Consider the following 25,395-nt stretch of genomic DNA (forward strand, 5'->3'; position numbering starts at 1 on the left):
TCCTGGTGTGGTCGAGCACCCTCATGCCGTGCCGGGGCGACCATTACTTGTCGGCCTTGGTCGTTGGAGGTCGTCCGATCCACCGGCTCCCCCTGGGGCGCCGACGCCCGGTCAACGGGGTTCTGGCATCGCGCCCGGTACCAGCCTAATCACCACGCGACCCACCTCGGCAGGCCCATCCATTCCTCAAGGCCCGCCACCGGCATCACAACCGTCTCTGAAGTGCCGTGCTTGACGCCAATTCCGGTGCGCAAACCGCCCGATAACGGATCTACGGCCGTACGACAAAGTGGAACAATCGTCCCCGAATGGTCAATTCGCGTCAGGTGATGGCTGTTTCAGTCCATCCTTCGAGGCATACCCAACAATCCGATCTCGGCGTCGGTGGGCTGCGTCAACACGTACTGCCGGTCGCGGTCGGTGCACCAGAGTGTGAGCCCGTCGGAGAGACCGGGCAGCGCGTCCATCTCGGCCCGGGGCAACGCCATCGTACGGCCCAGTTCCGCGGCCTCGTCCGGCGAGATGCGCTGCACCCCGACCAGCCGTGCCTGTCTGAGCAGCCTCGGGGCCACCGGGCTGAGATACGGCAGCAGGGTGAGCACGGCCTGCCAGGGGCCGGAGACCACCCGGCCGCGCGGCGGGCGCATACCGCAGTCCCGCACCACCAGCACCGGCGTACCGGCCGAGGTGCCCTGCGGGGGCACCCGGCCGACCTCGTACACCGCCAGGCCGTTCTGTCCGCCGCCCATCGCGTGCACCATCTGCATCCAGGCCTGCGGCCGCCCCGTCTCGACGGCGACGCGCGCGCCGGTCGCCGCCGCCCTGAGCGCGATGACCTGGGCAGTCCACAGACCACCGATGAGGACGACGTCGTACGGCGTGGGACGGTTGAGTCCCAGAACCGCGGGACGGCCGTCCGCGTCCACGCCGATGACCACGCCGTCGTCCCCTATGGGCAGCGTGAGTGCGTCCAGTTGCTCCACGGGCAGGGAGTGCCGTGCGTGCCGCGGGCCGATGAGCCCGAAGCCGTTGCGCAGCAGATCGCGCGCCCGCTGCGGGCCGGAGGGCTGGGGCTCGCCGCGGCCGGTGGCCGCCTGCCCCGCGCGTGTGGTCATCGCCGTCACCGGACACCTCCGAGGGGAAGAGTGGCGAGCATGCCGGGCACCTGTTCTCGATCCAGGCGGGCGAGGCCGGTGCCGGTGTGCCGGGCCGCACCCTGCACCGCCCGCCTGGCCGCCACGAGTTCGTCGTCGCTGCGCCCGGTCACCCGCAGGTGCCCGCACACGGAGACCTCCTGTCGCTCCCCGCGCGTCAGCGTGAGGCTGAAGGTGGTGGCGAGCGCGGGAACGGCCGTGACCAGAGCGACGAGTTGCGGCAGCGACGGCGCCCTCTCGCCTCCCAGCGACGGCCACCGGCGGATCCAGTACGTGGTGTGCCGGCGGTTGTCGCAGCGCCAGCTCCGGGCGGACTCCTCCGTCCGCCGCTCCCGCGTGTCCGTCCGCCCCGCCTCCGCCGTCACCAGCGGGTTGGCGCAGGCCGAGGTGGCGATGGCGGAGGTCAGCTCCTCCTCGTCGAGCAGCGTGGCGCGGAATCCCGCTCCGGTCAGCCGGCTCGCGAGGTGGTCGGCGGCGCGTACGACACACTTCTGCGCCCCCACGAGACCGCCGCCGCGGGCTTCCACCGCCTCCGCGCACAGCTCCGGGTCGAGCTTCAACGCGATCCACGTGATCCGCACGGCCGGCGCACCCGTCTGTTCCTGCAGGGGCGCGTAGTTGGCGACGGCCACGGACTGCTGGGGCAGATGCAGTGCGGGCGCGGGCTGGGTGTGCAGCACGACCTGCGCCGACTCCAGCCTGATGTCGTCGACGCCCAGGGCGTCGTAGACCAGCGAGAGCGGCAGGGGCTGCCGGTTCCGCTCGGCCCGCAGGGCGGTGGCGTCGGCCTCCACCTGCAGGACTGCGGTGACGAACGTGCCGTCCCCGATGACTCCGACGGGCCTGCGGTCACGCCCGGCGTACGTGTACGTGCGCAGGCTCGGGTCGCACTCCACGGCCGGCGCGAGCCCCGGTTCTGTACCCTCCGGTATCGGCACGCTCGCGGCCCGGCGCTGCCGTGCGCGCAACGCCCGTGCCGTGGCGAGCCATTCGGGCAGGGAGCGGCCGCGCCGGCGGAAGAAGGAGAGCAGCACCAGGCCGACGGCGACGACGGCCGCGGCCACCAGGGCGACGGGACCGATCACCCACCCGACGAGCACGACGGCGAGCGCGATCTCCAGCAGGACGACACGTTGCAGCCGGAATGCCCCGGCCTGACCCGAACGCACCCTGAGGTGGAGCGCGCCCGGCGTGGCCGGCCGCCGCGCCGGTGTCTGCCGGGCCGCCGCCGGTGTCTGTCCGGGCGCCGAGGAGCCCCGTGACCGCGATCGGCCGCGGGACCGGGCGCGTGTTCCGGAAGCCATCACTCCATCCCCCCGTTTTGCTCACAACTCACTGCTATTTCAGCACCACACAAGGCCTTTGAAGGCCCGGGTACCCTACCCGCTCCGCAAGTCCCCGCGGATACCAGGCATAGTAGGGGGCCGCTCTGACATCGGAGGCGGGGGACCACGTCACCCCGGCGAGCGCGGCCCATGTGAACACGGGGAGAGACAGGCACAGATGGCATCTCGGCGCGATCAGCTCAATGCCTACACCTTCGCGAAGCGCCGCATGCTCGCGGCCTTCCTGCAGTCGTCGCCCGACGGCTCGGAGGAGGGGGCGCCCCGCCCGCTCCGCTCGATCCTTCCCGGCATCATCGTGGGCGTGATCGTCATCGCCGGCTTCGGAGCGTGGGGCATGTTCAAGCCCACCGCACCCAAGGGCTGGAACAGCCCCAACGCCAAGGTGATCATCGCCAGCGACTCGACCACGCGGTACGTCGTCCTGAAGACCGGCTCGCAGGTCCAGTTGCACCCGGTTCTCAACATGGCCTCCGCCAAGCTGCTCCTGAACGAGGGCCAGGGCGAGGTCGTGACCGTCTCCGAGTCCGTCCTCGACAACGGCAAGATCCCGCACGGCGTCACCATCGGCATCCCGTACGCCCCCGACCGCCTGCCGTCGGCGTCCGAGGCGGGCAGCGACAAGCGCTGGGTGGTCTGCGAACGCCCCAGCGCGGGCGGCGAGTCCATCCAGAAGGCGGCCCTGGTCCTCGCCTCCCGGGACATGAAGGCGACCGAGGGCAAGGGCGAGAAGCTGACCGGTGGTCAACTCCTGTACGTCGAGGGCCCCGACGGCAACCGCTATGTCGTGGACGCGAGCGGACGGGCGTATCCCATCGACAAGAGCGACGAACTGCTGCTGCGCGCCGTCGTCGGCTCCGGCCGGGAGCCGCAGAAGGTGTCCAAGGAGTGGCTGGAGACCCTGCACACGGGCGACGCGATCGCCTTCCCTGAGATCGCCGACCAGCCGGGCACCGCGGCCGACGCCCCCGGTCAGCTGGACGAGTCGACCAACAAGGTCGGCATGGTGCTCAAGGCGCTCGACAACAACACGGAGCAGTACTACGTGGTGCTGCCCGGCCGGGTCGCCCCCATCTCGGCATTCGTCGCCCAGCTCCTGCTGTTCAGCGAGGACCTCGCCTCCCTCGGACAGGCCGGCCAGGCCAAGGAGATGGGCCCCGGCGCGATCGTCCCGGGCAAGCCGTTCGGCACGGAACACCGCTGGCCCACCGAGGATCCCCAGCCCGTCAACGAGGCCTCCGGCGCGGCCGGCAGCCGCAGCACCGTCTGCAACGTCCTGCGCGACGTGAACGGCTCCGGCGAAACCACGCTGAGCACGTGGGCGGGCGCGGACTTCCCGGCCAAGCTCCCCACCGGCTCCTCCAGCGCCTACGTCACGCCGGGCTCCGGTCAGCTCTACCGCCAGTTCCAGGGCAAGGAGACCAAGGCGGGACCCGTCTTCCTCGTCACCGACACCGGCCTGCGCTACGTACTGCAGTCCAACGCCGACAGCGGCACGGGCGACTCCGGCATCGGCACGACGGCCAAGGAGCGCAAGCAGGCCCAGGAGGAGGCCGAGCAGGCCCAGACCCGACTGGGGTACAAGGAGGTGGACCCCGCACCGGTCCCCGCCGCCTGGTCGGAGTTCCTGCCCACGGGCCCACGCCTGTCGACGACCGCGGCACGCCAGCCGCAGGGCTCCTGAGGAGTGCGGACATGCGACATGTGCCCTCCGTCCGCCGCCTGACGGCCGCGGACATGCGACTTCTGCCCTCTGTCCGCCGCCTGACGGCCGCGGCGGCCGCGGCGCTGCTGACGACCGCCCCCGTTCTCTTCGCGCCTCCCGCGGCGGCGGCCGACCTCCCCTACTCGGAACAGTGCACGTTCCCCAACGGCAAGTACCCGGGCCGTCCCTGGTCCCTGCAACGGGTCCTCCTGGACGAGCTGTGGCGCCAGTCCAAGGGGAAGAACGTGCGGGTGGCGGTGATCGACACCGGCGTGGACGTGACGAACCCGCAGCTCACCGACGCGGTCGACGTGAAGAGCGGCCGCAACCTCCTGCCGAAGAACCTCAAGGACGACGACGGCAACCCGATCGAGCGGGGCAAGGAGAACGGCACCACGGACACCGTCGGCCACGGCACCAAGGTCGCCGGCATCATCGCGGCCCGCCCCGCCGAGGGCACCGGCTTCGTGGGTCTGGCCCCCGACGCGACCATCATCCCGATCCAGCAGAACGACGCGGAGGGCCACGGCACCGCCGACACCCTGGCGAACGCGATCCTCTACGCCATCCAGGCCAGGGCCGACGTCATCAACATCTCCCAGGACACCTCCAACGCGGTGAAGCCGACCTCCACGCTGGAGCAGGCGATCGACGCGGCCCTGGCTCAGCGCATCGTCGTGGTGGCCTCGGCAGGCAACGACGGACTCGGCGGCAACGTGAAGGAGACGTACCCGGCGTCCTACAAGGGCGTCCTCGCGGTCGCCGCCTCGGACCGCAACAACGAGCGCGCCTCCTTCTCCCAGTCCGGCGAGTTCGTCGGCGTGGCAGCCCCCGGCGTCGACATGATCTCCACCGTCCCCAAGGGCGGCCACTGCTCCGACAACGGTACGAGTTTCTCCGCGCCGTACGTCGCGGGTGTCGCGGCGCTGATCAAGGCGAAGCACCCGACATGGACGGCCCGGCAGATCGTCGCCCAGATCGAACAGACCGCGGAACGCACGACCGGGGGTCACGACATCTACGTCGGATGGGGTGTGGTGGACCCCGTACGTGCTCTGACGGAGGACGACGAACCGCTGGAGTCCCCCAACCCTCAGGCGGGCCTCAGCAAACCGGAAGCCCCCACGCCGGCCAAGTTCCAGATCGGCGAAACGGCCGCCGAACGAAACGCCCGCCTCGCCACGTACGTCTCCGTGGGCGCGGCGGTACTCGTCGCCGGTCTCGGCGGTACGGCGGTGGCGATCCGGGATGCGCGCAGGCGGGCGCGACGGGTCGTGGGAGCGGAGTAGGCGGCGGCACGCGTATCTCGGCGCCAGGGAACTGGAGTTGGGCGTGCCGGTTCCGAGAATCATACGATTGTCGGAAAAGTACGAGGCTCGTGATGCCGAAGCGACGGGGGCACAGGTACGACATGGGTGTGAACGGAGCCGGAGCAGGTTCGGCGCAGGGCGGTGGCAAGAACCTCCGGGTCTCTTCCCAGGATCTGACCAAGCTCGCGGGTGACCTGGACGACATGCAGGACCACCTGGACAAGCAGGTCAAACGCATGGACGCGGTCGTCGACCGCATCGAGGCGGGCTGGCGCGGCCCGGCGGCGACGGCGTACCGGAAGTTCCACCAGGCCGCGGCCGAGGACGCCGTACGCATCCGCGAGGTGATGAAGCTGCTGGAGGAGGCGGTACGCCTGAGCCGCGACGGTTTCTCCCGGGACGACCTCGAGGTGCTGGCGCAGATGCGGGCGATCTCCGTGGACGTCGACAGTGAGGTCGACAAGCTGTCGACGCCGAACACGGAACCACCGGCACCGCGCAGCAGCCTCGACGGATTCTGACCCGCACCGCCAACTCCTCGTACACACAGGCGTAGTTACCGACATCCACTGGGGGATCATGTCGACCGGGCCCGCTTCCGACGACCACATAGCCGTCACCTTCGGCACGCTCCACGACCTCGCCGCGGAGCTTGAGGACATCCTCAAGCAGCTCAACGGCAAGCTGGACAGCCTCTACGACCGGGTCGTGCCCGTCGTGCTGTCCTGGGAGGGCGAGACACGCGACGTCTTCGTCGACAAGCTCGACGAGTGGGACCGCTCGGCGCAGGATCTGCAGGCGGCCCAGAAGTGGCTGCACGAGTACGTCACCACCGGCCACACCAACTACGCGGCGGCGCACCAGGCGGTGCTGCGGGGCTGGGGGGCCGCCTGATGGCAGACCGTCCCAGCGATGCCGAACGCAAAGCGGAGCGGGACCGGCTGAAACCGGCGGCGCCGGACAGCGGGGGTGGCTTCGACGTGCAACCACCGCATCTGTATTACTCGTCGGTGGTCATACGCGACGGGCAGTTCGACTACGACAAGGGCGCCACCAAGCTGGTCGGTGCGCTCAACCAGTACAGCCAGTCGGCAGGGACCGGGTGGGGCCCCGACTCCTTTGCCAAGGTCTACATGCAGATAGCCGAGAAGTTCGTCCAAGTCTGGTCGGCCAGCGTGGTGAGCGTCGGCGGCGTCGCGGTGGGTCTGACCACGACTGCCAACAACTACCAGGCAGCGGACTGGTCCACGCGCGGTATGCAAGGCCCGGCGCCGCGCCGCACTCCTCCCGTCGTCATCGACAAAGCGCCCAACTACGGGAAGATCAACGACATCAAGTGGACCGGGACCGGCGAGGACGCCGACTCGTGGGCGATCTCCGGGGCCATGGGCGAGATTCCGGACTTCCTCGCCGACGTCATCCGGCCGGCCATCGAGTACGGGCTGAACCTCGGCAAGACCCATGAGATCACGCCGGGCGCTCGCGATGACGACCTCAAGGGAATGGCCACCGCGTGGCGGGAGGCGGCGAGCACCGCGCTCGAGGCCGGTGACAATTTCACCTCCGCCATCAGCTACATGACGGACCCGAGCGGAAACAACGAATGGCAGAGCGCGATGAAGTCGTTCTGCCAGTCGATCTGGGGGACCACTGCCTGGGGCCGTAGTCGGGACTCGCAGGGACAGATCGCCCCGCCTCACCAGGGCGGGCGCAGTTGGAAGACCTCGGGAAACGTGGCGCCCGCACAGCGTAGGCCGATCCTGGAGGTGCTGCACCACACTGCTGACACCATTCAGAAGACCTGCGACGACCTGGCCCAGGCCGCGCAGACGTGTCGGGAAACCACCACCGCCCTCGCGAAGACGGCGGCTCAGAAGATGGTGGAGGATCTGACGACGGGGCTCGACGCGCTGGAACTGCTCCAGCTCGCAAGCACCCTCATGTTCGGCAAGCTCGTGTACACCTTCCGTACGCACATGGACCGTCCGGCCGCGGACCGGGCCGTTGAGATCTACCAGCAGAAGTTTAGCGACGCCGCCACCACGCTCCTCGCGCTGGAATGGGAGCTGGACGAGGCGCTCAAGAGCGCACCGACGTTCATCGCGGAGACGGCCAGGGCCGAGGCATTCGCAGGCCGATCGTTGAACGAGTTCAAGAAGGAGCACAAACTCCTGAACGGGGAAAACCCGTTTCCTTACAAGTACACGATCGACCTGGCGATGGCCGAGGACCTCGGCGGCGGCCACACCATCGACAAACACGTCGGTAAGACCGACGCCCAACTACTCCAGCGCCTGCGTGACCAGGCCAACAGCAACGGCCCGACGATCCCGGCGGCATCCAGCTTCCCCGACCTGGCCTCGGCCCAGAAGTACACCCAGTACTGCATCAGGGAGAAGAGCAGCGAGATCGACGCCTGGCTGGCGACCGGCCGTCCGCCCACACCACCGTCGCCGGTCTTCGAGGTCCGTTCGGTGAGCGCGGACCCGAACAATCCGCTGGCCCCCACGCAGGTGACCGGTCGTACCTCCGTGGTGGTCAACGGCCAGGCGACACCGGTGGCCGACGCGCACGGCGTGCAGACTCGCCTCCGCTTCGACGACAGCCTGGATCCGCCCTTCGCTGTGGTCACCTCCATGCCGAAGTGACGGATCACCGAATTACGCTGAAGCCCCGCGACGCACACGACACCGAACAATTCACCACCTCCCCGGAGAGCCGATGACCTCGCCTGACGCCGCAGCCTGGGCGGACGCCCTGACCATGTACGCACGGCGGTATTCGATCGTCGTCGTGGGTCCCCGCCGCCACGAGGACTGGGTGCTGGACGCCGCCGCTCTGCTCCGCAAGGAGACGACGGACCCGCGTTCCTGGAAGTCGCGGGAGTTCTACGAGGAGGGCGACGAGGAATGGAGCCCGGACAGGCTCGCGCCCTTCCTGCCTGCGGACGAGGGCTGGCGGTCCAGGCTTCGGGAGATCACCCGCAGCTCGGCCGAACAGCTCCTGGTCGCGATCTCCACCAACTGGCTGGACGTCACCAGGGAGCCGGGCTTCGAAGACCGCCGCCCCGAACTCGAGGAGAAAGCACGGGTCCTCCTCGCCCGATTCCCCCCTCCCACCGCCCGGTTCTTCACCAACGGCTGGTACGGAGCCGATGACCCGCTGGACTTCTACCATCCCATCACCGGCTGTGACCCGTTCAGCGAACACGACTGGGACGTGGGTCTGCTCGCGGTGTCCGACACCGAGCTCGGCATCTTCTGGTCCTTCGACGCCACCTGAGAGGACTCTCATGAATAGCAACGACGGCATGGAGCCCACCGCGTCGACCATCGTCCGCACCCGTTCCGCCACGTACCCCGACCGCGAAACCGCCCAATGGGCAACCCAGCAGGTCGTCACCGTCAACGAGCAGGTCGTCCACCGGTGGCTGGCGAAGTCCACGCGTCCCCGTCTGACCATCGAGGCCTCCTGGCCCTCGCGGTCCGAGCCGGTGGGCCGAGTCCTGCTGCAGGCGATGATGCTGGCCGGGCGCGAGCCCATCGACGTACGTGCGGCCCGCGTGGTTCTGAAGCGGGACGCGTCCCGCCAGCACGGCTTCGTCGTCCACGCCACCTTCCCCGTCTACCTGTAGAGACCCGTAGAGGCTGATCATCGTGCCCCTGAGCCCCCTCGAACACGACCGCCGCTACGGCGAGCTGGACCAGGTGATGCGTGCCTACGCCGGACAGCCGGCCGACGACACCGCGGACAAGCCCAGCCAGGCCCTGACCGCATACCTGCGACACACCTGGCACAGCCGCCCGTGGGCCCTGGCCGTCGCCGAGCGGCAACTGCGCGAGTACGCCGACAACCCGCCCGGCCGACTCCGGCTGCGCCTGGGCGAGTTCTATCCGATTCCGGACGTCGGTCTGCCCGAGGGCGAGATCCAGCAGTGGCTGTACTGCCTCGCCGATCACATCAAGCACAGTGTCGACGAGGGCGAGGTCCCGCCCACGGCCACGCCCGCCACCCACTGGGAGTGGCAGGCCCGTTTCCCCGAGCTGGGTCAGTTCCTCGGCGGTTGGTTCTCCCAGGACATGCCGGACGAGTTCGACGGCCACGACTCGGCCGTCGACGACTACCGGGCCTCGACCGACCCGCAGCTCACGGCCCGGCTCGTCGGCGAGCTGCACGAGCTGCTCGCGCTGGACCTCGACGAGTCCGACTACGCCCTGGCCGTCGCCGAGTTGGGCATGGAGGTCGACCCGCCGGCCCCCTACTCGCCGAGCGGGTGGCTCGCGCTGGTCGCGGATCGGCTCAGTGCGCCGCGGGCGGAGTACGGGCCTCGGGGCACGGGCGACGGCTGAGTGCGGAAGGCGATGGCGGCTGCACGCTCGACGACTTGGTCGCCGGGACGGACGGCACCGTCTGGCCGTACTGCTCCAAGTGGCCGACGACTGACCGAAGGCGGCCCCTCCGCGCCCCGGTCATCCCGCAGTCAAGCCCTGACCGGGTCGTGGCCAAACCGTCGTATGGGTTCCGCATGCCCGAACCCCGCCAACCTGACATAGCGGGATTTGCCCGATCGCTCGCTGGCTACGGTGGTGCCGCCACATCGTCCACGGGGGAGAGGAGACGGCGGTGGCCGTACCGATCCGTTCCCACCTTCTCGACTACTTCGAGGCGGAGCCGCCCACCGGCCCGGGCCAAGCCCTAGCGCAGTCCGGAGCCGGGGCATCGGCCCCGGAGCCCCGCAGATCACGCCTTCTCGATTACGTCGATCATGTCGAGTCCAGCGATCACGTCGAGTACAGCGAGCGCACCGAACACCTGCAGACGGAGCGGCCACCGGGCCCGAAGCCGGGCGTACCCCCGTACCGCACTCCGGTCTTCGTCCCCGCCCACCCCCGGTACGTCGACACGACGGACGCTTCCGGCAGCCCCGCCCGCGCGCTGTTCATCGCGTACGAACTGTTCGAGCACCCCGTGCAGGGAAGCGTGGCGTTCGCCTTCACCACGCCGGCCAAGCTGGTCGCGGCGCTCGGCGAGGCGCAGCCGTGGGTGGCCACGTCGATCGGGCTGCTGGCGGAAGGGCTGGACGAGCACGGCGTCACGGTCCTCCTCGACCCGCGCCTCACCCCAGGACACCCCAACTGGCTGCCGGCCGACCTGGCCGCCTACGCGCGGGCGGTGAGCTGATGGCCGTCGACTTCAAGGCCGTGCTGAGCGACCTCACCGCGATGGCGAAGACCTTTCACGACGAGGCCGTCAACTACCGCAAGCTGCACCCCGACGTCGCCCCGCCCGTGGCGGACGGCGGCGACGCCGGGCTCGATCACGCCGTCAAGGAGGTCGCCGACCTCATCGTCGCCCTGCACATCGGCTTCGCCGACCGCCTGGACGACCACGGCGACAAGGTGACGTACGCCCGCGACTCCTTCCAGCGGCACGACATCGACGTTCACGGCCTGTTCGAGGACCTGATGGTGGGGGACGGCTGATGGCCGACAGCTGGGTCGGCGGCGACATCGGCGGGCTGCGCACGATGGCCGAGACGTACAAGAACGCGAAGCAGAAGCTCGACGACGTCGTCCGCCCGCTGGGCCGCGCGGTCGAGGAGCTGGTCGGCGACACCTCCTGGAAGGGTGAGGCGGCCGAGACGTTCCGCGCCACCTGGAGTCAGGACGCGCTGACGGCGGGCGCCTTCGCGAGCCTCGTGCACGCCGCGGGCGGCATCCTTTCCGACCTGGCCGACGCACTCTCCACCTGCGAGACGGCCCTGCAGAACGCGGAGCACGCGGCCACCCGCAAGGGAGTGGCCATGAAGGACAAGGGCGTCCCGCTGGAGATGGCGACGGCGAATCCGCCCAGTGCCGACGACCAGCAGGCGATCGCCGCGATGGGCGAGTACCACAAGGTGCGCACGGAGATCCTGCACACCGCCCAGCACGCCCGGCTGGTCGCGGCGAACGCACTCCGGGGCTTGTACGCGCAGGTGACGGCACCGGTGTCCACCGGAGACAAGATCACCATTGCCGACGCGCTGCGCGGTCTGTACGCCTACGACGCCGAGGACGCCCGGGCCGGCGGCAGACAGGCCCGCGAGCTGATCGACGGGGCCAAGGCCGAGGAGCGGTCCGCCAAGAAGGAACTGCGGTCGGAGCGCAAGGCGTTCCAGAAGGCGGGCCGCGCGCTGCCCGACGACCTTCCCGCCAAGGGTGCCTACCGTGACGCGGTCATGAAGGTCGACTCGTTGGAGGACGCCATCGCCCGCGCCGATCACGGCAGTACGGCCCTGCCGTACGACCGTGCCCTCAACGTGAAGCTGGCCGACGCGGCGGACGCGTTGCGCTTGGGCGAAGGCGTGAGCAAGCTTCCCGAATTCCTCAGGGAGATCCCGGTGCTGGACGTCGCCGCGGCCGCTGCCTGCGGCCTGGTCGAGGCGAAGGACGACCACGACAAGGGCTGGTCCTGGCAGCACTCCGTCACCGTCGACGTGGGGGCCGCCGTCGCCGGTGTGGCCGCAGGGGCCGTCGCGGTGGCCGCCCTGCCCGTCGAAGGCGCGGTGGCGGTGGCCGTGGTGGGCGTGGGGGCGGCGATCCTCGCGACGGACGTCCTCGACCACTCCTTCCACGAGCACTGGAGCGAGGACATCCACGACCACGGCGTGGTCGGCGGGGTCCTGCACGGCGCCGGCAACGTCGCCACGGAGACCGGGGGAGACGTCGAACGACTGGGGAAGGACATCTGGCATGGCGTCACAGGCATCTTCTGAGGCCCCCGTCCACGGAACGCCCGCCCACATTCCCGCCCTGCCGAAACTCGGCACCACCTGGTACACGCGCGGCGTGCCCTATTGGCTGTGCCGCGCCCGGACGACCGTCTTCCTGATCGTCGTCATGGCCATGGTCTGCTTCTTCGCCCTCAACCTCTACCGTGGGTTCACCAGCGAGTGGTCGCCCACCGTGCGCACGGTGTGGAACTGGGCGCAGGCCGTCGCGTCCTGCGCGGCCCTGGTCTGGGGCTGGATCAGGCAGCGCCGGAGCCACCGCGAAGGGCTCCTCCACCCGCCCACGCCCGAGCAGACCCTGTACGCCAAACGCGACCACAACAGGCGCGGGCCTGGACGGATCGCCGCCGGCCGTGGCCTGGTCCTCCTCGCGGCGCCCGTCATGCCGGCGTTCGCCGCGTACGTCGTCGGCTGGCTGGCCGCATGGCTCACGGTCCGCGAGTACCCCAGCGAGGTCGGCGCCCGACGCTGGCTGCAGGATCAGCATCCGTCCGGAACATGACGACGAAGCGGGGCGCACGGCTCTCGTGTCGCTCGCGGCGCCTGTCATGCCGACGTTGGCGGCCGTGGTGCCGAGAAGGACAGGCACGTTTTGGCATCGCAAAGAATGAGCCATGCACGGCATCTGACCAACTGGGCGGTTCCTGACAGTCGGTGAGTGGGGGGAGCGCGAGTGGCTTGCCCGAGTTTCAGGTCCTTCGAGGAGGTTCGGAGCGGGTCTCCTGACGGTGTCTCGACAACTTCGTAACTCACCTAACACAAAGTTCAGTTGGCCGCGATTTACACAATGACTACAGTGGTCATCGAGTGTGTTGATCAGGCCACGGCCTGTGCACCGCTCGACAGCTTTACCAACGGGGAACGGGGAGGGAAGGCATCGTGCCTGCTGCGGAGCGCCAGGCTCTCAAGGTCACGCTGGAGTCGCTCGGAGATTTCAAGAAGCGTGTGGACGTCGCGCTCTCCAACTTCGAGGACTCGCAAGGCAGCGCGCAGAAGGTGGGGGCGCACCGCCTCTCCGAGGCGTCGTTCAAGGGCGCGGGTCGCTTCGACGAAGCCAAGGCGCTCCACGCGCAGTACGAGCGCGTCCACGAGCGCCTGACCGCGCTCTCCAAGAACCTTGGCCTGCAGATAGAGGCGCTCCAGATCGCCGTCAACGGCGCGCGCGGCAACTTCAGCGACATCGAAGAGGAGCAGCGGCGACGGTTCTGGGAGATCCAGACCGAGATCGGGCGGCAGGAAGAGGAAGCGCTGCAGGAGAAGAAGGCCGAGGAGCGCGGAGAGAGCGCGCAGCGCTCTGACAAGAAGCAGGCAGACGGGGACGAAAAGGGCCTGTACAAATGAGCGACGAGCAGAAGCACCAGAATCCGCACCAGGCGGAGAGGGAAGAGGCAGCCGGCCAGCTCAGCGCCATCGACATGATCAATCAGGGGACGGCGTTCGTCAGGGCGCTTCCCTTCGGTGGTGCTGTCCCCCGCGTCTTCGGCAAGACGGACTTCGAGAACCACGACCTCAACGCGATGATCGACCTCGTCGAGTCCGCGAAACCGGAGGAACTGGAGACCGCGGGCAAGGCTCTGTGGGACGCCAAGGACGCCATCGAAACGGCGGCCAACGAGCTCAAGGACCATATCGGGAGGGTCGAGTGGGAAGGCGAGTCCGCCTCCGCCTTCCACAAATGGGGCGGCAACCTCGTCAAGCACGCCCTTGAACTCGCGACCTTCGCCGAAACCGCCGGTACGCAGATCACGGCAGCGGCCACGGGCCTCGCGTCGGTCCGCAGCGCCATGCCGCCCCGCGACACCCGGCTCGTCCGCACGCCGGTGGAGGACATCCCGACGCCCAAGCAGGTCGACGGCAACGCGGAGTACACGGCGGCGGTCAAGGTCGAGAAGGACCGCCAAGAGGCGATCAACCAGATGAACCGGCTGGCCTCCTTCTACGAGGTGTCGGAGACGTACCTCGCGAAGCAGCAGGCGCCGACGTTCGAGGCCATGCCGGATGTGGGGGTGCCCAAGCCGGATCCCACCCGAGAGTTCCCAGGGGAACGGCAAGGCTCCGGCGGGCTCGGGGCCACTCGTGAATCTGTGACGGCCGGACATGAATCTTCGAGTGGGGCAACCGGCGAGGGGCGCCAGAGAGACACCACGCCGCCGCTCAGGAACGTGGATGACCCGATCACCCGGCCGGATGTGAATGTCGGCACGAAGATCGACAGTGTGGGTACCCTTCCGCCTCAGGAGAGCACGAGGCCGACGACCCACATGCCGCCGACACCGACCGGTCCGAGCAACGGGAGCGGAGGGCAGGTCCCTCCCTTCCCCAGCAACGTTCCTCCTGGCCTGGGCGGGCAGACCGGCCGTGCCCCGGGCTTCGGCGGAGCCAACGGCAACAGGTCTCCGGTGCCGACCCAGGGCCGCACGGCCACTCCCAGCGGCCAAGTCGGTGGACGCGGCACTACGGGTCCTCTGGGACGTCCCACCTCCTCGGGGCAGTCGGGCCGAGGTGGGAATGCGACTCCTATGGGCCGAGGCGTATCCGGCGGAACGCCACGCCCTGCGGCGGGGCCGATGAACGGCCGCGCCGGAAACGCGAGTTCCACAGGTGCGGTGCGCGGCAATGGTGTCGTTGGAGGAAGGCCCGCCACAGGTCCTCAGGGGACGACCGGTTCCAGGGTTCCCCGCGGCACAGTCGTCGGAGCTGAGGGCAACACCAGCTCCCGCGCACCTGCGGGTCAGATCGGGCAGCGCGGAGTGATCGGGGCGCCGAACTCCACTCCCGGCGCTCGTCCGGGGCAGACTGCCCGACCAGCCGCAGGTAATCCAGATGGCGTTGTCGGTAAACCCAAGGGGCGGGCCCCAGCATCGAGAAGCGGTGGACTGGCCGCAGGCGGTACAGGTACCGCGCACGGCCCGACGGCGAATCGAAGGAACACGAACCGCGAAGAGCGTGAGGATGAGTCTCAGTCCGAGCCCCCGCGGCGCAATACACCACCCGTAACTGGCTGAATACGAGCGAGGATCTACAGAGGCATGACAGGGACCAGCCCACGTGGCGGATTGACTGCGTTCTTCGCAGGACGTGCGGGAGGACGGGTGTCCACCGTGTGCGCGGCACTCGGTGCTTTCGCCATCGTGTCTTCGGGGCTGGCTCCGAGTGCGGTTGCCGCGGACATCCAGTCGAAGCAGTGGTACTTGGGCGCGATGGACGTGGAAGGCATGTGGAAGATCAGCACCGGCAAGGGGGTGAAAGTGGCCGTCATCGACTCGGGCGTCAACGCCGGCACTTCGTCCCTGACGGGACAGGTACTTGTCGACGAGGTGCCGAAGTCTGTTGCGTACCACGCGACTCAGGATTTCGATGGCCACGGTACGACCATCGCGGAACTCATCGCTGGCACAGGGGCTGGTGGCGGCCTCCAGGGACTGGCTCCAGGAGCAAAGATTGTGCCCTACCGGATCCGGCTCGAGGATCTGAAGGGCGAGGCGGAGAAAGAGAAAACCCCGGACGCGGCGCAAGCTATCAGGGCTGCTGCTGACACTGACGCCAAGATTATCAACATGTCCTTCGGCACGCCCTACATCTACCCCGATGATAAGGCGGCGATTGAGTACGCCCATTCCAAGGGAAAGCTGTTGTTCGCCAGTGTCGGAAACGACGCGGAGAAGAAGAACGACATCGGCTATCCAGCGGCCTATCCTTATGTTGTCGGCGTGGCTGCCGCGGACGAGAACGGAAAAGTAGGCGACTTCTCGGAGCACGGCAATTATGTGGATTTGGCGGCTCCTGGCCTCAACGTACCCGCATGGTGCGACTCAACGTTCCGCTCATACTGCGATCAGGGAGGAACGAGTATCGCCTCCGCCATCGCCTCCGCCTCCGCCGCCCTCATCTGGTCCGCCCACCCCAACTGGACGGGCAACCAGGTTCTCGGCACCCTGATCGACACAGCCAGCCGGGACTGGCCGAAGGACCAGCCGAGCAACTACCTCGGCTACGGCCTCGTTCGCCCTCGTAGGGTGCTGGACAACGCCAGCATCAATCCGGGCCCTGCCACCAAGGACCCCCTCAGCTACGAGAACGGAACCGGCGTAACGGGCGCCACCGCCTCACCCTCCGCTCCCGACGCAGCCTCGTCCCAAGCCCCGAAGAACACTTCAGGCGGCGCGACCTCAGCAGCAGGATCCAACTCCAGCTCCTCCGACGACAACACCCAATTGTACGTAATCCTGGGCGCCGCCCTCGTCGTGGTACTCGGCGGTGGAGCCTTCGCCGTGGCACGCAAGAGGCGAACCACCTGACCGCTTCCCGCAACCCCGTAAGCGGGCCTGAACACCTCTACAACCAACAGCGAATTAGACGAAGGGAAGTCTGGCGATGGTGGCTGGGCAGAAGCTCAACGATGCCGAAGTAATCAAGCTCGAAAAGGAAATGGTTCAGCGGTACGAGTCGATCAAGGGTCAGCTCAGCACTCTCCAGGGAACGCTGGACACGATGGAGGTCAACTGGCGAGGCATCGGCGCCAAGGCCTTCAACGACAAGCAGGTCGAGATCAACCAGCGCGTCAAGAGCATCGGCGCACTGCTCACGTGGTTCCTGGACAACATCAACGAGACCCGCAAGCTCACGAACACGAATGAGGACGCGGTGCGCTCGACCATGCAGAGCATCGATGTCCAGTACGGCGGCGAGAAGTCGGCTCTCAACAGCTACTGAGCGGCACCCGTCCCGCCTCCGGGCCGTCGTGTCCCAAAAGAAGCCCATGAAGAGATGAGGAACCACGGTGAGCATTCACAACGACGAGATGGCTGTGAAGTACGACGGCCTCGACACGATCACCACTACGCTCGGTAAGCAGGCCAGCAAGCTCGAAGAGGACATCGAGGCGCTCAAGGCCGCAGTGATGAAGGTCGCCGCCGGCTGGGAAGGTGAGGCCGCGAACGCGTTCGGCGCGAAGATGAAGCAGTGGGACACCGACGCTGCCGCGCTCCACGCGGCGCTCGTGTCCATCGGCCAGAAGGTCACCCAGGCCGGCGGTGACTACCGCGCCGGTGACCTCAAGGGAGCCAGCTACTTCCAGTGAGCTGAGCGGATCGACATAACAGGGTGGGCACGCACGGGAGGTGCCCACCCTGTTGTCGTTCCCGGGCGCGCGACAGACACCGAGATCCCGGCACGACCGCTGCCTTGGGCAATGGCTCAGCCGACTTGCGGGCTACCGTTCGGCAGCTCATCCGCGCCCTCGCAAGCCCAGAGTTCCCGGGCCTCAAGCCGAAGGGTGTCCGCGGCGAGCGAAGCCATGTTCTGGATGACGGTTCGGTCGGTCGTCTTCTCGAACGTCACGTCAACCTCCACCAGTGCCTTGGCTTCTGCTGCTTTGGGGGAGCAATCGGCAAAGAGGAAAACGGTGTCTCCCTTGTAATACCCGTGGGCCTTACCGAGAGTGATCTTCTTGTTGCCCGCCTGCTCCGCCCCGCGAGCCACATCCTGCATGCTGTATTCGGACTGGAGATAGAAGGAATGCTCGATCGTTATCGCCTTCCCTCCACCGTACAGTTTGCACGTTCCGGAGCCGGCTCTTTTGTAGGGATATCGAGGGTTGAAGACGCCTGAAGCCCAATCCGAGAACGGCTTGCCTTTATCTGGTAGAAGCACCTTCGCGGCCGCTCCCGGAAGAGCGTCGTCGCAAACCTGTGCCGGCACCGCGACGGCCGGTTCTTCCGACGGCCAGATCTGCCAGGCCACGACGCCGGCTACAGCCAGAGCACCCACGACCGCCAGAGCAACCGACGTCTTGAATCGTCGACTCCGCTTTTTTGATCCGTTCACGAGCTACTACTTCCCTGCTCTCTGGCGTCCCTGGCCGTAGGAGTCCTGGACTTCCCGCCTGGCGGCTTCGGCCTGACTCGCCGCATTAGTGTCGTCGTAGCCCGCTTCCCTGGCGGCTGTGTAGGTGGCGTCGTAAATCGCGTCCGCCGAGTTGACTCTCTGTTCCTCCAGGAACCGACTTCGGTCTTTCAGGGCTTCCTCGCTGGAATCCCTGGTGAAGTTCTCCACGACGGACGCCTGAATGTCCTCCACCACCCAGCCAACCGCCTCACCCGCCACCGGAATCCTGCCAACGCCCATACCAATGACGCGACCGGCCCATTTGTCGGCCGTGGCGACCCCTTCATTGAACTCCGCGTCAGAGGCAAGCTTTTCGTCAACGACCGCCTGCGTGCGGGACTCCGCCATGATCCCGGCGATCTCGCCGCCCGGATCGACCCGGTTGGCGATCTCGGGAGCCAGCTCCTTGTACTTATCGGCGTCATGGAAGGCCTCATTGACGAGGTCCGTGGTCACCGCCTCCTGGGAAGTCAGGATGGCCCCGTAGGCATCGGGATCCTTTCCTACCGCGCCCAGGAAGTTCTTGAGTACGCCGGGAGAAAGGCCCTCCGGGTTGGTGGTGACGTCGAAGTTCCCGAGGTGAGCGCTGGCCCCATGGGTGCCCACCACACTCCCGTCCCCCATGAAGGCACCCTGTACATCCCGCATGTAGTCGGCGGTGATGTTTCCCAGGCTTGCCCGCATGGGCGAGTCGTCCAGGTCACCGGGGTCGACGCCATAGCGTTCGACGAGCTTGTGGAAGATGGCGGCTCCTTCCTCGGAATGCGGTGGCGACACGGCCTCACTGCCGCAAGGCAGGCCGGTCGTCGCGGCCTCCAGCGCGTGCCCGAGCGCCTGCTGACCGAAGCCGAGCGCGTTCTTCGTCTTCTCCTCGTCCGCGAGGACGTTCGCGTCGTTGGTGTCGATCGTCCACTCGAAGTCCTTGTCGGTGAACAGGTCGAGGTAGGAGTCGAAGCCCGCTTTGCCACCGGTCTTCTCCGTACCGTCCTCGTTGTACGTGGTCGGCGGATCGGTGAAGAACTTCTCCGCCGCGTCAGGGCTGTGACCGAGTGCCTCCAGGACGCTGTTGAGCGGTTCGTTGCCCGATCCCAGCCGACCTGACGGATTGAAGCCGTAGATGTCCGGCGACCCCTCGGCCTTGTTGCGCAGGAAGAAGTACGGGTCCTCTTTGTGCAGTTGGGTGACGTGCTCGGCGATCGGGTTGATGAAACTCGCGTCGTAGTTGCCGTAGCGCAGCAGGCCGCCGAAGACCTGGTAGCCGTACGGCTTGCCCCATTGGCCCTTCTCCCAGGCGATCTCCTGTGTGCCCAAGCGGCGGAACTGGTCGCCCCAGGTACTGGGCAGGTGGTGCTCCGTGTGCGGGTTCGTGGCGTTGGCCAGCGCGAACCCCATGTTCTTCTGGAGGTCCTTCACGGCATCGAGGCGGACCTTGCTCGCGTCCGGGCCGGTCCCGTTGATCGACATCTCGGCGTAGAACTCGAGTGTCTTCTCCGGTCCGCCGAGGCCCTTGTAGAAGTCGGTGGCGAACTCGCCGTTCTTCTCCCTGCCGTTGAACTGCATCAGCCGGTTGAATTCCTGCAGTTCCGCGTCGGTCATCTTGTCGCCCTTGCGGGCCAGTTCCACGGCGCGTTCGGCCTGCGCGTCGTTCAAGGACTCGTACGAGCTGTGTCCGGCGTTGTTCCGGTCGTTGCCGTGGCTCTTGCGCAGGGCGCGGGCCACCGACTCGTCGATCTCCGCGGCGTGGGCGAGGAGCCGGTTGATCCGGCTCTCCAACTCCTGTTTGGCGTCCAGCTGTTCCTGCGTACGTTCGTCGCTGTCGCCCCGGATGTGCGGAAAAAAGCAGCGGACCTTTCCCTCGCCGATGTCCTCGACACGGATCCCGAGGTTCGAGGCATCCGTCTCGACCGCGGTCCTGACCTGCTTCTGCAGCGAGGCGAGTTCGGTGTGAGCGTCGGCGAGGACCTGATGGATACTGCTCGCCTCGACGTGGAGGTCCGAGATCTCCTTCTTGGTCTTGGCCACGAACTCCCGCGTCACCGAGGCGTTCACTCCGGCCCACCGTGCGCGGTCCGCCTTGGCCTGCATGCCCTTCTGGGCGTTCTCCGCCAGGGCCTTGAGGCCGTCGACCGTGCCCTTCCAGTCGGAGACCGCTGTGCCTAGTGCGCCGAGGTCGACCTCGGTCAGGTCCAGGTAAGTGAAAGCCATGACCGCGTTCCCTACTTGAAGTACCTGCTGAGCTCGGACACGGTCAGGGCCTCGCCGTCGCGGCTCACCACTGCCGCGATCTTGGCATCGTCCGACGCATGCAACTTCTGCGTGAAGTCGAGGTGATTGGAGATGTGCGCGCATGCCTGAAGTACGGACTTGACCTGGGAGGTCCAGATCTCGATCGTCGTGTCCAGGGCGCCGCCCATGGCGAAGTTGTGGGACTTCAACGAGGCGGCGGCCTGCGCCGTGGAACCGGCGCCGTCCTTGTTCGGGCTTGCGCCGGCGATGTCCGCTTCTCTGCGGAGATCCTCGTAGAGGACAAAGGCCTCATGGCCGACGGCTCCGAGATCGTCCTGGTTCACCACCAGATCGCCTTCCGCGGCTCCGCCCCCGCCCTGGTCCGCGGGCAGCTGGTTGAGCCGCATCTGCGTGGAGCCGCGCTGCGCCGCGCCGGACTTGAGCTGCTCCCACTCGTCCCAGGCCATGCCCCTGTGCCCTCCCGTGGTCCCCCTGCCGTTTCAGTCCCGATCGTGACTGCTCGCAGAGCCTCTTACCTGATCCTCAACGTACCAACGGCAGCTGAGTGCCGAGCAATTGAGCGTCAACTCGCATCATTGCTTCACACTTACCTCGCCCGCCCGATGGTGCGCTCGCACGACAGTCGTTCCTCCGGTCTGAGGGCAACGGACACACAGGACACCGGATCGCCGGCAAGTGACGGGTGCACAGGGGACACGCCCTCCCCAAGCCGGAGTTCTGACGGCGGGGCCTCGGCGGCCGTCGTACAGGCCGGCCGAGCCGCCCGACCCAGGGAGGGAAAGCGGCCGGCCGGCACCTCAGTACACGCCTGCAGTGTCCGCCTCCCACGACACCTCAGTACACGCTCTCCGCCACCAACCCCACCTGAACCAACGGCTTCCCCCGCCGCCGAGACACGAAGACCCCCCGCCCCGCAGGCATCGGCCGTGGCCGTACCCCGCCGAGGATGTCTCCCTCTCCCGGGTCGCCGGCCAGGACGACACCCTGTGCGCCCAGTTCCTTGATGCGCTGCATGAACGCCTCGTACGACGCCCGCCCGGCACCGGCCGTCGACCGCGCGATGATGAACCGCACGCCCACGTCGCGGGCGAACGGCAGCAGCTCGGTCAGGCCCGCCAGCGGATTCCCGCTCGACGTCGACACGAGGTCGTAGTCGTCGATGACCACGTACACCGTCGGCCCCTGCCACCAACTCCGGTCCCGCAGCTGCTGTGCCGTCACGTCGGCGGTCGGGGTGCGACGCTGCATCAGGTCGGCGAGGGCGGCCATGTGGTGGTCCATGGAGTTGGACATGGGGATGTACTCGGCGAGGTGGGACGCCGGCGTCACGTCCAGCAGGGAGCGCCGGTTGTCGATGACGAACAGCTTGGCCTCGTGGCCCTCGTACCGCTCCGTCAGCTGCTTGATCAGCAGCCGCAGCAGGTTCGACTTGCCCGACTCGCTCTCACCGAAGACGAGGAAGAACGGGTCCTGCTCGAAGTCGACGAAGACCGGTTCGAGGTTGTCCTCGTCGAGCGCGAAGGCGACACCGCGCTGCGGGAAACGGTTGCCGGGCGGCAGCTGCTCGGCAGGGAACTCGCGGGGCAGCAGGCGGACTTCGGGCGCTCCGGGCGCCTGCCAGTGCCGGGACACCTCGGTCGCCAGCGCGGCCGTGGCCTCCGCCAGGTCCGTGTCGGAGGTCAGACCGTCGATGCGGGGCACCGCCGCCATGAAGTGCAGCTTCTGCGGCGCCTGTCCGCGGCCGGGCACGCCCGCCGGAACGTTCGCGGCCACCTTGCGGTCCAGCTCGGAGTCCATGGTGTCGCCGAGCCGCAGCTCCAGGCGGTTCATCAGGTGGTCCTTGAGGGCGGCCCTGACCTCCATCGAGCGCGAGGCCGTCAGGATCAGGTGGATGCCGTAGCCGAGTCCGCGTGCCGCGATGTCGTGGATCACCTGGTCCATCGCCTCGTAGTCCGCGCGGAAGTTGCCCCATCCGTCGATGACGAGGAAGACGTCTCCCCACGGCTGGTCCGCGACCGAGATCTCGCCTCGCGCGCGCCGCGCCCGGAAGTCCGCGATGGACGCGATGCCGGCGGAGCGGAAGTACTCCTCGCGGTGGGTCAGCACGCCGTACACCTCGGCCACGGTGCGCCGCACGCGCTCCGGGTCCAGGCGCGAGGCCACGCCGCCCACGTGGGGAAGTCCGGCGACCGCTGCCATGCCGCCACCGCCGAAGTCGAGGCCGTAGAACTGGACTTCGTGCGGGGTGTGGGTGAGCGCGAACGCCGAGATCAGGGTGCGCAGCAGCGTCGACTTGCCGGACTGCGGACCGCCGACGATCTGCATGTGGCCGGCCGCGCCGGAGAAGTCCGCCCAGAGCGGATCGCGGCGCTGCTCGAACGGCTTGTCGACGAGGCCCGCCGGCACGATGAGGCGGCCCGCGCCTTCGTAGCCGGGCTGGGTGAGGCCGCGGCCCGGTACGGCGGTGAGTCCGGGCAGGAGTCCGTCCAGGGAGGGCGGGCTGTCCAGCGGCGGCAGCCACACCTGGTGGGCCGCCGGTCCCTGCGCCTCCAGTCGGCGCACGACCACGTCCAGCACGGTGTCCGCGAGAGCGTCGTCGACGTCCGGAGCGTCCGGGGCCGAAGGGCGCTGCTGCGGCACCGCCACGTACTGGACGGGCACCTCGGCCGCCGTGAACAGCACCGGCCGCCGGTCCATCGGCAACTGGCCGCTGCCCAGCGCCGACCGCTGCGTACCCGAGCGGTACACGCCGGAGACGTAGGCCGCCTTGAAGCGCACCATCTCGCCCGTGCCGAACTTCAGGATGCCGGAGCCGGGGACGTTGGGCAGCTCGTAGGCGTCCGGTACGCCGATCGCCGCCCGGGACTCCGCGGCCGAGAAGGTGCGCAGACCGATCCGGTACGACAGATAGGTCTCCAGACCGCGCAGGCGCCCCTCCTCCAGACGCTGCGAGGCCAGCAGCAGGTGCACGCCGAGGGACCGGCCGATGCGGCCGATCTGGACGAACATCTCGATGAAGTCCGGCTTGGCGGTGAGCAGTTCGCTGAACTCGTCGATCACCAGGACCAGGGAGGGAATCGGCTGCAGCGGCGCACCGGCCGCGCGCGCCTTCTCGTAGTCGTGGATGTTGGCGTAGTTGCCCGCGTCGCGCAGCATCTCCTGGCGGCGGTTGAGCTCGCCGCGGATGGAGTCGCCCATGCGGTCGACCAGGGTCAGGTCGTCCGCGAGGTTGGTGATGACGGCCGCCACGTGCGGCATCTGCGCCATGCCGGCGAAGGTGGCGCCGCCCTTGAAGTCGGCGAGGACGAAGTTCAGCGTCTCCGAGGAGTGCGTCACCGCCAGGCCCAGCACCAGGGTGCGCAGCAGTTCCGACTTGCCGGAACCGGTGGCGCCCACGCACAGACCGTGCGGGCCCATGCCCTCCTGGGCGGCCTCCTTGAGGTCCAGCATGACGGGCCGGCCGTCCTCGCCGAGCCCGATCGGCACCCGCAGCCGCTCGGCCAGCGACCGCGGCCGCCAGGTGCGCTTGGTGTCGACGGACGCAGCGTCACCGAGGTTCAGCAGGTCGGTGAACTCCAGGTTGGCCAGCAGCGGTTCGTCGTCGTCCCCGCCGGAGGCCATCCGCAGCGGGGCGAGTTGCCGGGCGAGCGCCTCGGCGGACTCGTGGGAGAGGGTGTCGGGAGTCCCCTCGTAGACGACGCCGTGCCCCGACTCCAGGTGCAGCGCCTCGGGTTGCACGACGATGGAGAGCTCGCCGCCGGCCCCGGTCAGCTCGCCGGGGACGACCTCGAGGACCGTGACGCCCTGCAGCCCCTCGGGGTTGGCCAGGACGGAGTCCGGCGGCAGGGAGACGCCGTCGAGTACGACGACGATGTGGGGCTCCTCCGGCAGCGGCGCCGCGTTCGGGTGGAAGCGCGGGCGGCCGGTCAGCCGGGTGGCGAGCAGGTTCTCCAGCTCACGGGTGTCGCTGTCGATCAGCCTGCGGCTGCCGGCGCCGTCCACGGAACCGGGTGCCTGGACGTGCGGGAGCCACTTGGCCCACTCCCAGTGGGGCAGGGCCTGGCGGCCCGCCGCGACCACGATGAGCAGGTCCTGGGGGGAGTGCAGCGCGGCCAGCGAGCCGGCCATGGCCCGGGCGGAGGACCGTACGGACTGCGGGTCACCGCTGATCGTGACGTGGTAGAAGGCACGCAGGGAGACCGCCATCGGCAGGTCGTCCAGGGTGCTGTGGACGGCGAGGAAGCGCTGCATCGCGCCCGCCGTGAGCGGCTCCAACTGTTCGACGGGGGCGGTCTCGGGGGCGACCAGGGCGCTGGCGAGCGCCTGCGAGCCGAGGCCGATGCGGACCTGCGCGAAGTCCTCGTCGCCGGGGCGTCGTTCCCACACCCGGCTGCCCTCGGCGACCAGGGCCCACAGCTGCTCGGGGGAGGGGTGGAGGAAGTACTGCGCGTCCCGCTGCGCCTTCGCCGTGTCGACGGCCGTGCGCCGGGTCTGCGCCAGGTAGCTGAGGTAGTCGCGGCGCATGTCCGCCAACTGCCCCTGGGAGCCGCGGCGGAAGCGGACCACCATCGCGATGGACATGGCGACCGTCGACGCGATCATGATCATGCCCATGATCTTCATGAACGGCTGGCCGTTCGTGAAGAAGAAGACCACCGAGCCACCCATGCCGAGCGTCGGCAGGAGTTGCATCAGCACGCTTTCCTGGTGCCCCCGCGGCAGTTCGGGCGGAGGCTGCAGGACGATCTCCTGCGTGGACACTTCGGACGGCAGCACCCGAGGCGGGCGCTTCACGACGATGTGGCTCACTGTCATCCATTCCCTTGGCCGGCCCGGAGAAGTCCGTCCGCCGCCCCGTGTCGGGCGGACGCAGGCCGCCGCGTGATCCTACTGACTTCATAAGAGACGACGGGACGGTAGGGTGCCGGATGTTCGCGTGAGCACACGCGAGTTGGGCTGGAGGATCGGGGCATTCCAT

At 68.3% G+C, this 25,395-nt stretch carries 23 protein-coding genes; 17 read left to right on the forward strand and 6 right to left on the reverse strand.

What is annotated here, in order from left to right:
* Window positions 1–338: 338 nt before the first annotated feature.
* Entirely contained in the window at window positions 339–1,115 is a 777-nt protein-coding gene (locus ACFWWR_RS26945; protein ID WP_383862023.1) for a hypothetical protein, read from the reverse strand.
* 5 nt (window positions 1,116–1,120) lie between these two features.
* Window positions 1,121–2,458 carry a type VII secretion protein EccE gene (gene eccE, locus ACFWWR_RS26950; RefSeq protein ID WP_383862026.1) on the reverse strand — a complete coding sequence of 446 codons (1,338 nt, stop codon included), beginning with the start codon at window positions 2,456–2,458 and terminating at the stop codon, window positions 1,121–1,123.
* 199 nt (window positions 2,459–2,657) lie between these two features.
* Here eccE and eccB point away from each other — a divergent pair, with 199 nt between their 5' ends.
* From eccB to ACFWWR_RS27035, 17 genes are all read left to right on the forward strand, one after another.
* Window positions 2,658–4,181, forward strand: a complete 1,524-nt coding sequence (eccB, locus tag ACFWWR_RS26955) for a type VII secretion protein EccB (protein WP_383862028.1) — start codon at window positions 2,658–2,660, stop codon at window positions 4,179–4,181.
* Window positions 4,182–4,234: 53 nt separating this feature from the next.
* Window positions 4,235–5,491, forward strand: coding sequence for a type VII secretion-associated serine protease mycosin (gene mycP / locus ACFWWR_RS26960; protein ID WP_383862114.1), 1,257 nt, complete (start codon window positions 4,235–4,237; stop codon window positions 5,489–5,491).
* Window positions 5,492–5,613: 122 nt separating this feature from the next.
* Window positions 5,614–6,033, forward strand: coding sequence for a WXG100 family type VII secretion target (locus ACFWWR_RS26965; protein ID WP_383862031.1), 420 nt, complete (start codon window positions 5,614–5,616; stop codon window positions 6,031–6,033).
* A 58-nt stretch (window positions 6,034–6,091) separates the two neighbouring features.
* The gene (locus ACFWWR_RS26970) at window positions 6,092–6,406 is read left to right on the forward strand and encodes a WXG100 family type VII secretion target (protein WP_384305728.1); all 315 of its coding nucleotides are present in this window, start codon (window positions 6,092–6,094) and stop codon (window positions 6,404–6,406) included.
* Window positions 6,406–8,160 carry an RNase A-like domain-containing protein gene (locus tag ACFWWR_RS26975; RefSeq protein WP_384305731.1) on the forward strand — a complete coding sequence of 585 codons (1,755 nt, stop codon included), beginning with the start codon at window positions 6,406–6,408 and terminating at the stop codon, window positions 8,158–8,160. Before ACFWWR_RS26970 ends, ACFWWR_RS26975 begins: the two co-directional genes overlap by 1 nt.
* 73 nt (window positions 8,161–8,233) lie before the next feature.
* A complete protein-coding gene (locus ACFWWR_RS26980) occupies window positions 8,234–8,794 on the forward strand; it encodes a hypothetical protein (protein ID WP_383862039.1) in 561 nt (186 codons plus the stop codon).
* A 10-nt stretch (window positions 8,795–8,804) separates the two neighbouring features.
* Entirely contained in the window at window positions 8,805–9,146 is a 342-nt protein-coding gene (locus tag ACFWWR_RS26985; protein ID WP_383862042.1) for an RNase A-like domain-containing protein, read from the forward strand.
* 22 nt (window positions 9,147–9,168) lie between these two features.
* A complete protein-coding gene (locus ACFWWR_RS26990) occupies window positions 9,169–9,861 on the forward strand; it encodes a contact-dependent growth inhibition system immunity protein (protein ID WP_384305734.1) in 693 nt (230 codons plus the stop codon).
* A gap of 274 nt (window positions 9,862–10,135) precedes the next feature.
* Window positions 10,136–10,693: an SAV_915 family protein gene (locus ACFWWR_RS26995; RefSeq protein WP_384305737.1), complete on the forward strand. Its 558-nt coding sequence runs from the start codon at window positions 10,136–10,138 to the stop codon at window positions 10,691–10,693.
* A complete protein-coding gene (locus tag ACFWWR_RS27000) occupies window positions 10,693–10,995 on the forward strand; it encodes a DUF6317 family protein (protein ID WP_383862051.1) in 303 nt (100 codons plus the stop codon). Before ACFWWR_RS26995 ends, ACFWWR_RS27000 begins: the two co-directional genes overlap by 1 nt.
* Window positions 10,995–12,269, forward strand: a complete 1,275-nt coding sequence (locus ACFWWR_RS27005; protein ID WP_383862054.1) for a WXG100 family type VII secretion target — start codon at window positions 10,995–10,997, stop codon at window positions 12,267–12,269. The genes ACFWWR_RS27000 and ACFWWR_RS27005 overlap by 1 nt, the downstream gene beginning before the upstream one ends.
* Window positions 12,247–12,786: a hypothetical protein gene (locus tag ACFWWR_RS27010; protein ID WP_383862057.1), complete on the forward strand. Its 540-nt coding sequence runs from the start codon at window positions 12,247–12,249 to the stop codon at window positions 12,784–12,786. The genes ACFWWR_RS27005 and ACFWWR_RS27010 overlap by 23 nt, the downstream gene beginning before the upstream one ends.
* A gap of 377 nt (window positions 12,787–13,163) precedes the next feature.
* Window positions 13,164–13,625 carry a hypothetical protein gene (locus tag ACFWWR_RS27015; protein WP_384305740.1) on the forward strand — a complete coding sequence of 154 codons (462 nt, stop codon included), beginning with the start codon at window positions 13,164–13,166 and terminating at the stop codon, window positions 13,623–13,625.
* Complete coding sequence (locus tag ACFWWR_RS27020; protein WP_384305743.1) at window positions 13,622–15,289, forward strand: hypothetical protein; 1,668 nt, start codon at window positions 13,622–13,624, stop codon at window positions 15,287–15,289. Before ACFWWR_RS27015 ends, ACFWWR_RS27020 begins: the two co-directional genes overlap by 4 nt.
* Window positions 15,290–15,313: 24 nt before the next feature.
* Window positions 15,314–16,582 carry a S8 family serine peptidase gene (locus tag ACFWWR_RS27025; RefSeq protein WP_383862066.1) on the forward strand — a complete coding sequence of 423 codons (1,269 nt, stop codon included), beginning with the start codon at window positions 15,314–15,316 and terminating at the stop codon, window positions 16,580–16,582.
* 76 nt (window positions 16,583–16,658) lie between these two features.
* Complete coding sequence (locus tag ACFWWR_RS27030) at window positions 16,659–16,997, forward strand: WXG100 family type VII secretion target (RefSeq protein WP_383862069.1); 339 nt, start codon at window positions 16,659–16,661, stop codon at window positions 16,995–16,997.
* A 67-nt stretch (window positions 16,998–17,064) separates the two neighbouring features.
* Entirely contained in the window at window positions 17,065–17,364 is a 300-nt protein-coding gene (locus ACFWWR_RS27035; protein ID WP_383862071.1) for a WXG100 family type VII secretion target, read from the forward strand.
* Window positions 17,365–17,480: 116 nt separating this feature from the next.
* On the opposite strand, the gene ACFWWR_RS27040 is transcribed toward ACFWWR_RS27035, so the two are convergent.
* From ACFWWR_RS27040 to eccCa, 4 genes are all read right to left on the reverse strand, one after another.
* Window positions 17,481–18,053: a hypothetical protein gene (locus ACFWWR_RS27040; protein ID WP_384305745.1), complete on the reverse strand. Its 573-nt coding sequence runs from the start codon at window positions 18,051–18,053 to the stop codon at window positions 17,481–17,483.
* 63 nt (window positions 18,054–18,116) lie between these two features.
* Window positions 18,117–20,375: a hypothetical protein gene (locus tag ACFWWR_RS27045; RefSeq protein WP_383862076.1), complete on the reverse strand. Its 2,259-nt coding sequence runs from the start codon at window positions 20,373–20,375 to the stop codon at window positions 18,117–18,119.
* An 11-nt stretch (window positions 20,376–20,386) separates the two neighbouring features.
* On the reverse strand, window positions 20,387–20,863 hold the full coding sequence (locus ACFWWR_RS27050; RefSeq protein WP_383862079.1) for a hypothetical protein: 477 nt from the start codon (window positions 20,861–20,863) through the stop codon (window positions 20,387–20,389).
* Window positions 20,864–21,251: 388 nt separating this feature from the next.
* Window positions 21,252–25,226 (reverse strand): type VII secretion protein EccCa, encoded by a 3,975-nt coding sequence (gene eccCa, locus ACFWWR_RS27055; protein WP_383862118.1) that lies wholly within the window; start codon window positions 25,224–25,226, stop codon window positions 21,252–21,254.
* Between the last annotated feature and the right edge of the window lie 169 nt (window positions 25,227–25,395).

Source organism: Streptomyces sp. NPDC058678, from assembly GCF_042714835.1.
Taxonomy (GTDB): domain Bacteria; phylum Actinomycetota; class Actinomycetes; order Streptomycetales; family Streptomycetaceae; genus Streptomyces.

What these genes read in the sequence shown, in the direction of transcription:
- ACFWWR_RS26945 (WP_383862023.1), bottom strand. Translation starts at nt 1,115, where the DNA reads ATGACCACACGCGCGGGGCAGGCGGCCACCGGCCGCGGCGAGCCCCAG.
- eccE (WP_383862026.1), bottom strand. Translation starts at nt 2,458, where the DNA reads ATGGCTTCCGGAACACGCGCCCGGTCCCGCGGCCGATCGCGGTCACGG.
- eccB (WP_383862028.1), top strand. Translation starts at nt 2,658, where the DNA reads ATGGCATCTCGGCGCGATCAGCTCAATGCCTACACCTTCGCGAAGCGC.
- mycP (WP_383862114.1), top strand. Translation starts at nt 4,235, where the DNA reads ATGCGACTTCTGCCCTCTGTCCGCCGCCTGACGGCCGCGGCGGCCGCG.
- ACFWWR_RS26965 (WP_383862031.1), top strand. Translation starts at nt 5,614, where the DNA reads ATGGGTGTGAACGGAGCCGGAGCAGGTTCGGCGCAGGGCGGTGGCAAG.
- ACFWWR_RS26970 (WP_384305728.1), top strand. Translation starts at nt 6,092, where the DNA reads ATGTCGACCGGGCCCGCTTCCGACGACCACATAGCCGTCACCTTCGGC.
- ACFWWR_RS26975 (WP_384305731.1), top strand. Translation starts at nt 6,406, where the DNA reads ATGGCAGACCGTCCCAGCGATGCCGAACGCAAAGCGGAGCGGGACCGG.
- ACFWWR_RS26980 (WP_383862039.1), top strand. Translation starts at nt 8,234, where the DNA reads ATGACCTCGCCTGACGCCGCAGCCTGGGCGGACGCCCTGACCATGTAC.
- ACFWWR_RS26985 (WP_383862042.1), top strand. Translation starts at nt 8,805, where the DNA reads ATGAATAGCAACGACGGCATGGAGCCCACCGCGTCGACCATCGTCCGC.
- ACFWWR_RS27000 (WP_383862051.1), top strand. Translation starts at nt 10,693, where the DNA reads ATGGCCGTCGACTTCAAGGCCGTGCTGAGCGACCTCACCGCGATGGCG.
- ACFWWR_RS27005 (WP_383862054.1), top strand. Translation starts at nt 10,995, where the DNA reads ATGGCCGACAGCTGGGTCGGCGGCGACATCGGCGGGCTGCGCACGATG.
- ACFWWR_RS27010 (WP_383862057.1), top strand. Translation starts at nt 12,247, where the DNA reads ATGGCGTCACAGGCATCTTCTGAGGCCCCCGTCCACGGAACGCCCGCC.
- ACFWWR_RS27020 (WP_384305743.1), top strand. Translation starts at nt 13,622, where the DNA reads ATGAGCGACGAGCAGAAGCACCAGAATCCGCACCAGGCGGAGAGGGAA.
- ACFWWR_RS27025 (WP_383862066.1), top strand. Translation starts at nt 15,314, where the DNA reads ATGACAGGGACCAGCCCACGTGGCGGATTGACTGCGTTCTTCGCAGGA.
- ACFWWR_RS27030 (WP_383862069.1), top strand. Translation starts at nt 16,659, where the DNA reads ATGGTGGCTGGGCAGAAGCTCAACGATGCCGAAGTAATCAAGCTCGAA.
- ACFWWR_RS27045 (WP_383862076.1), bottom strand. Translation starts at nt 20,375, where the DNA reads ATGGCTTTCACTTACCTGGACCTGACCGAGGTCGACCTCGGCGCACTA.
- ACFWWR_RS27050 (WP_383862079.1), bottom strand. Translation starts at nt 20,863, where the DNA reads ATGGCCTGGGACGAGTGGGAGCAGCTCAAGTCCGGCGCGGCGCAGCGC.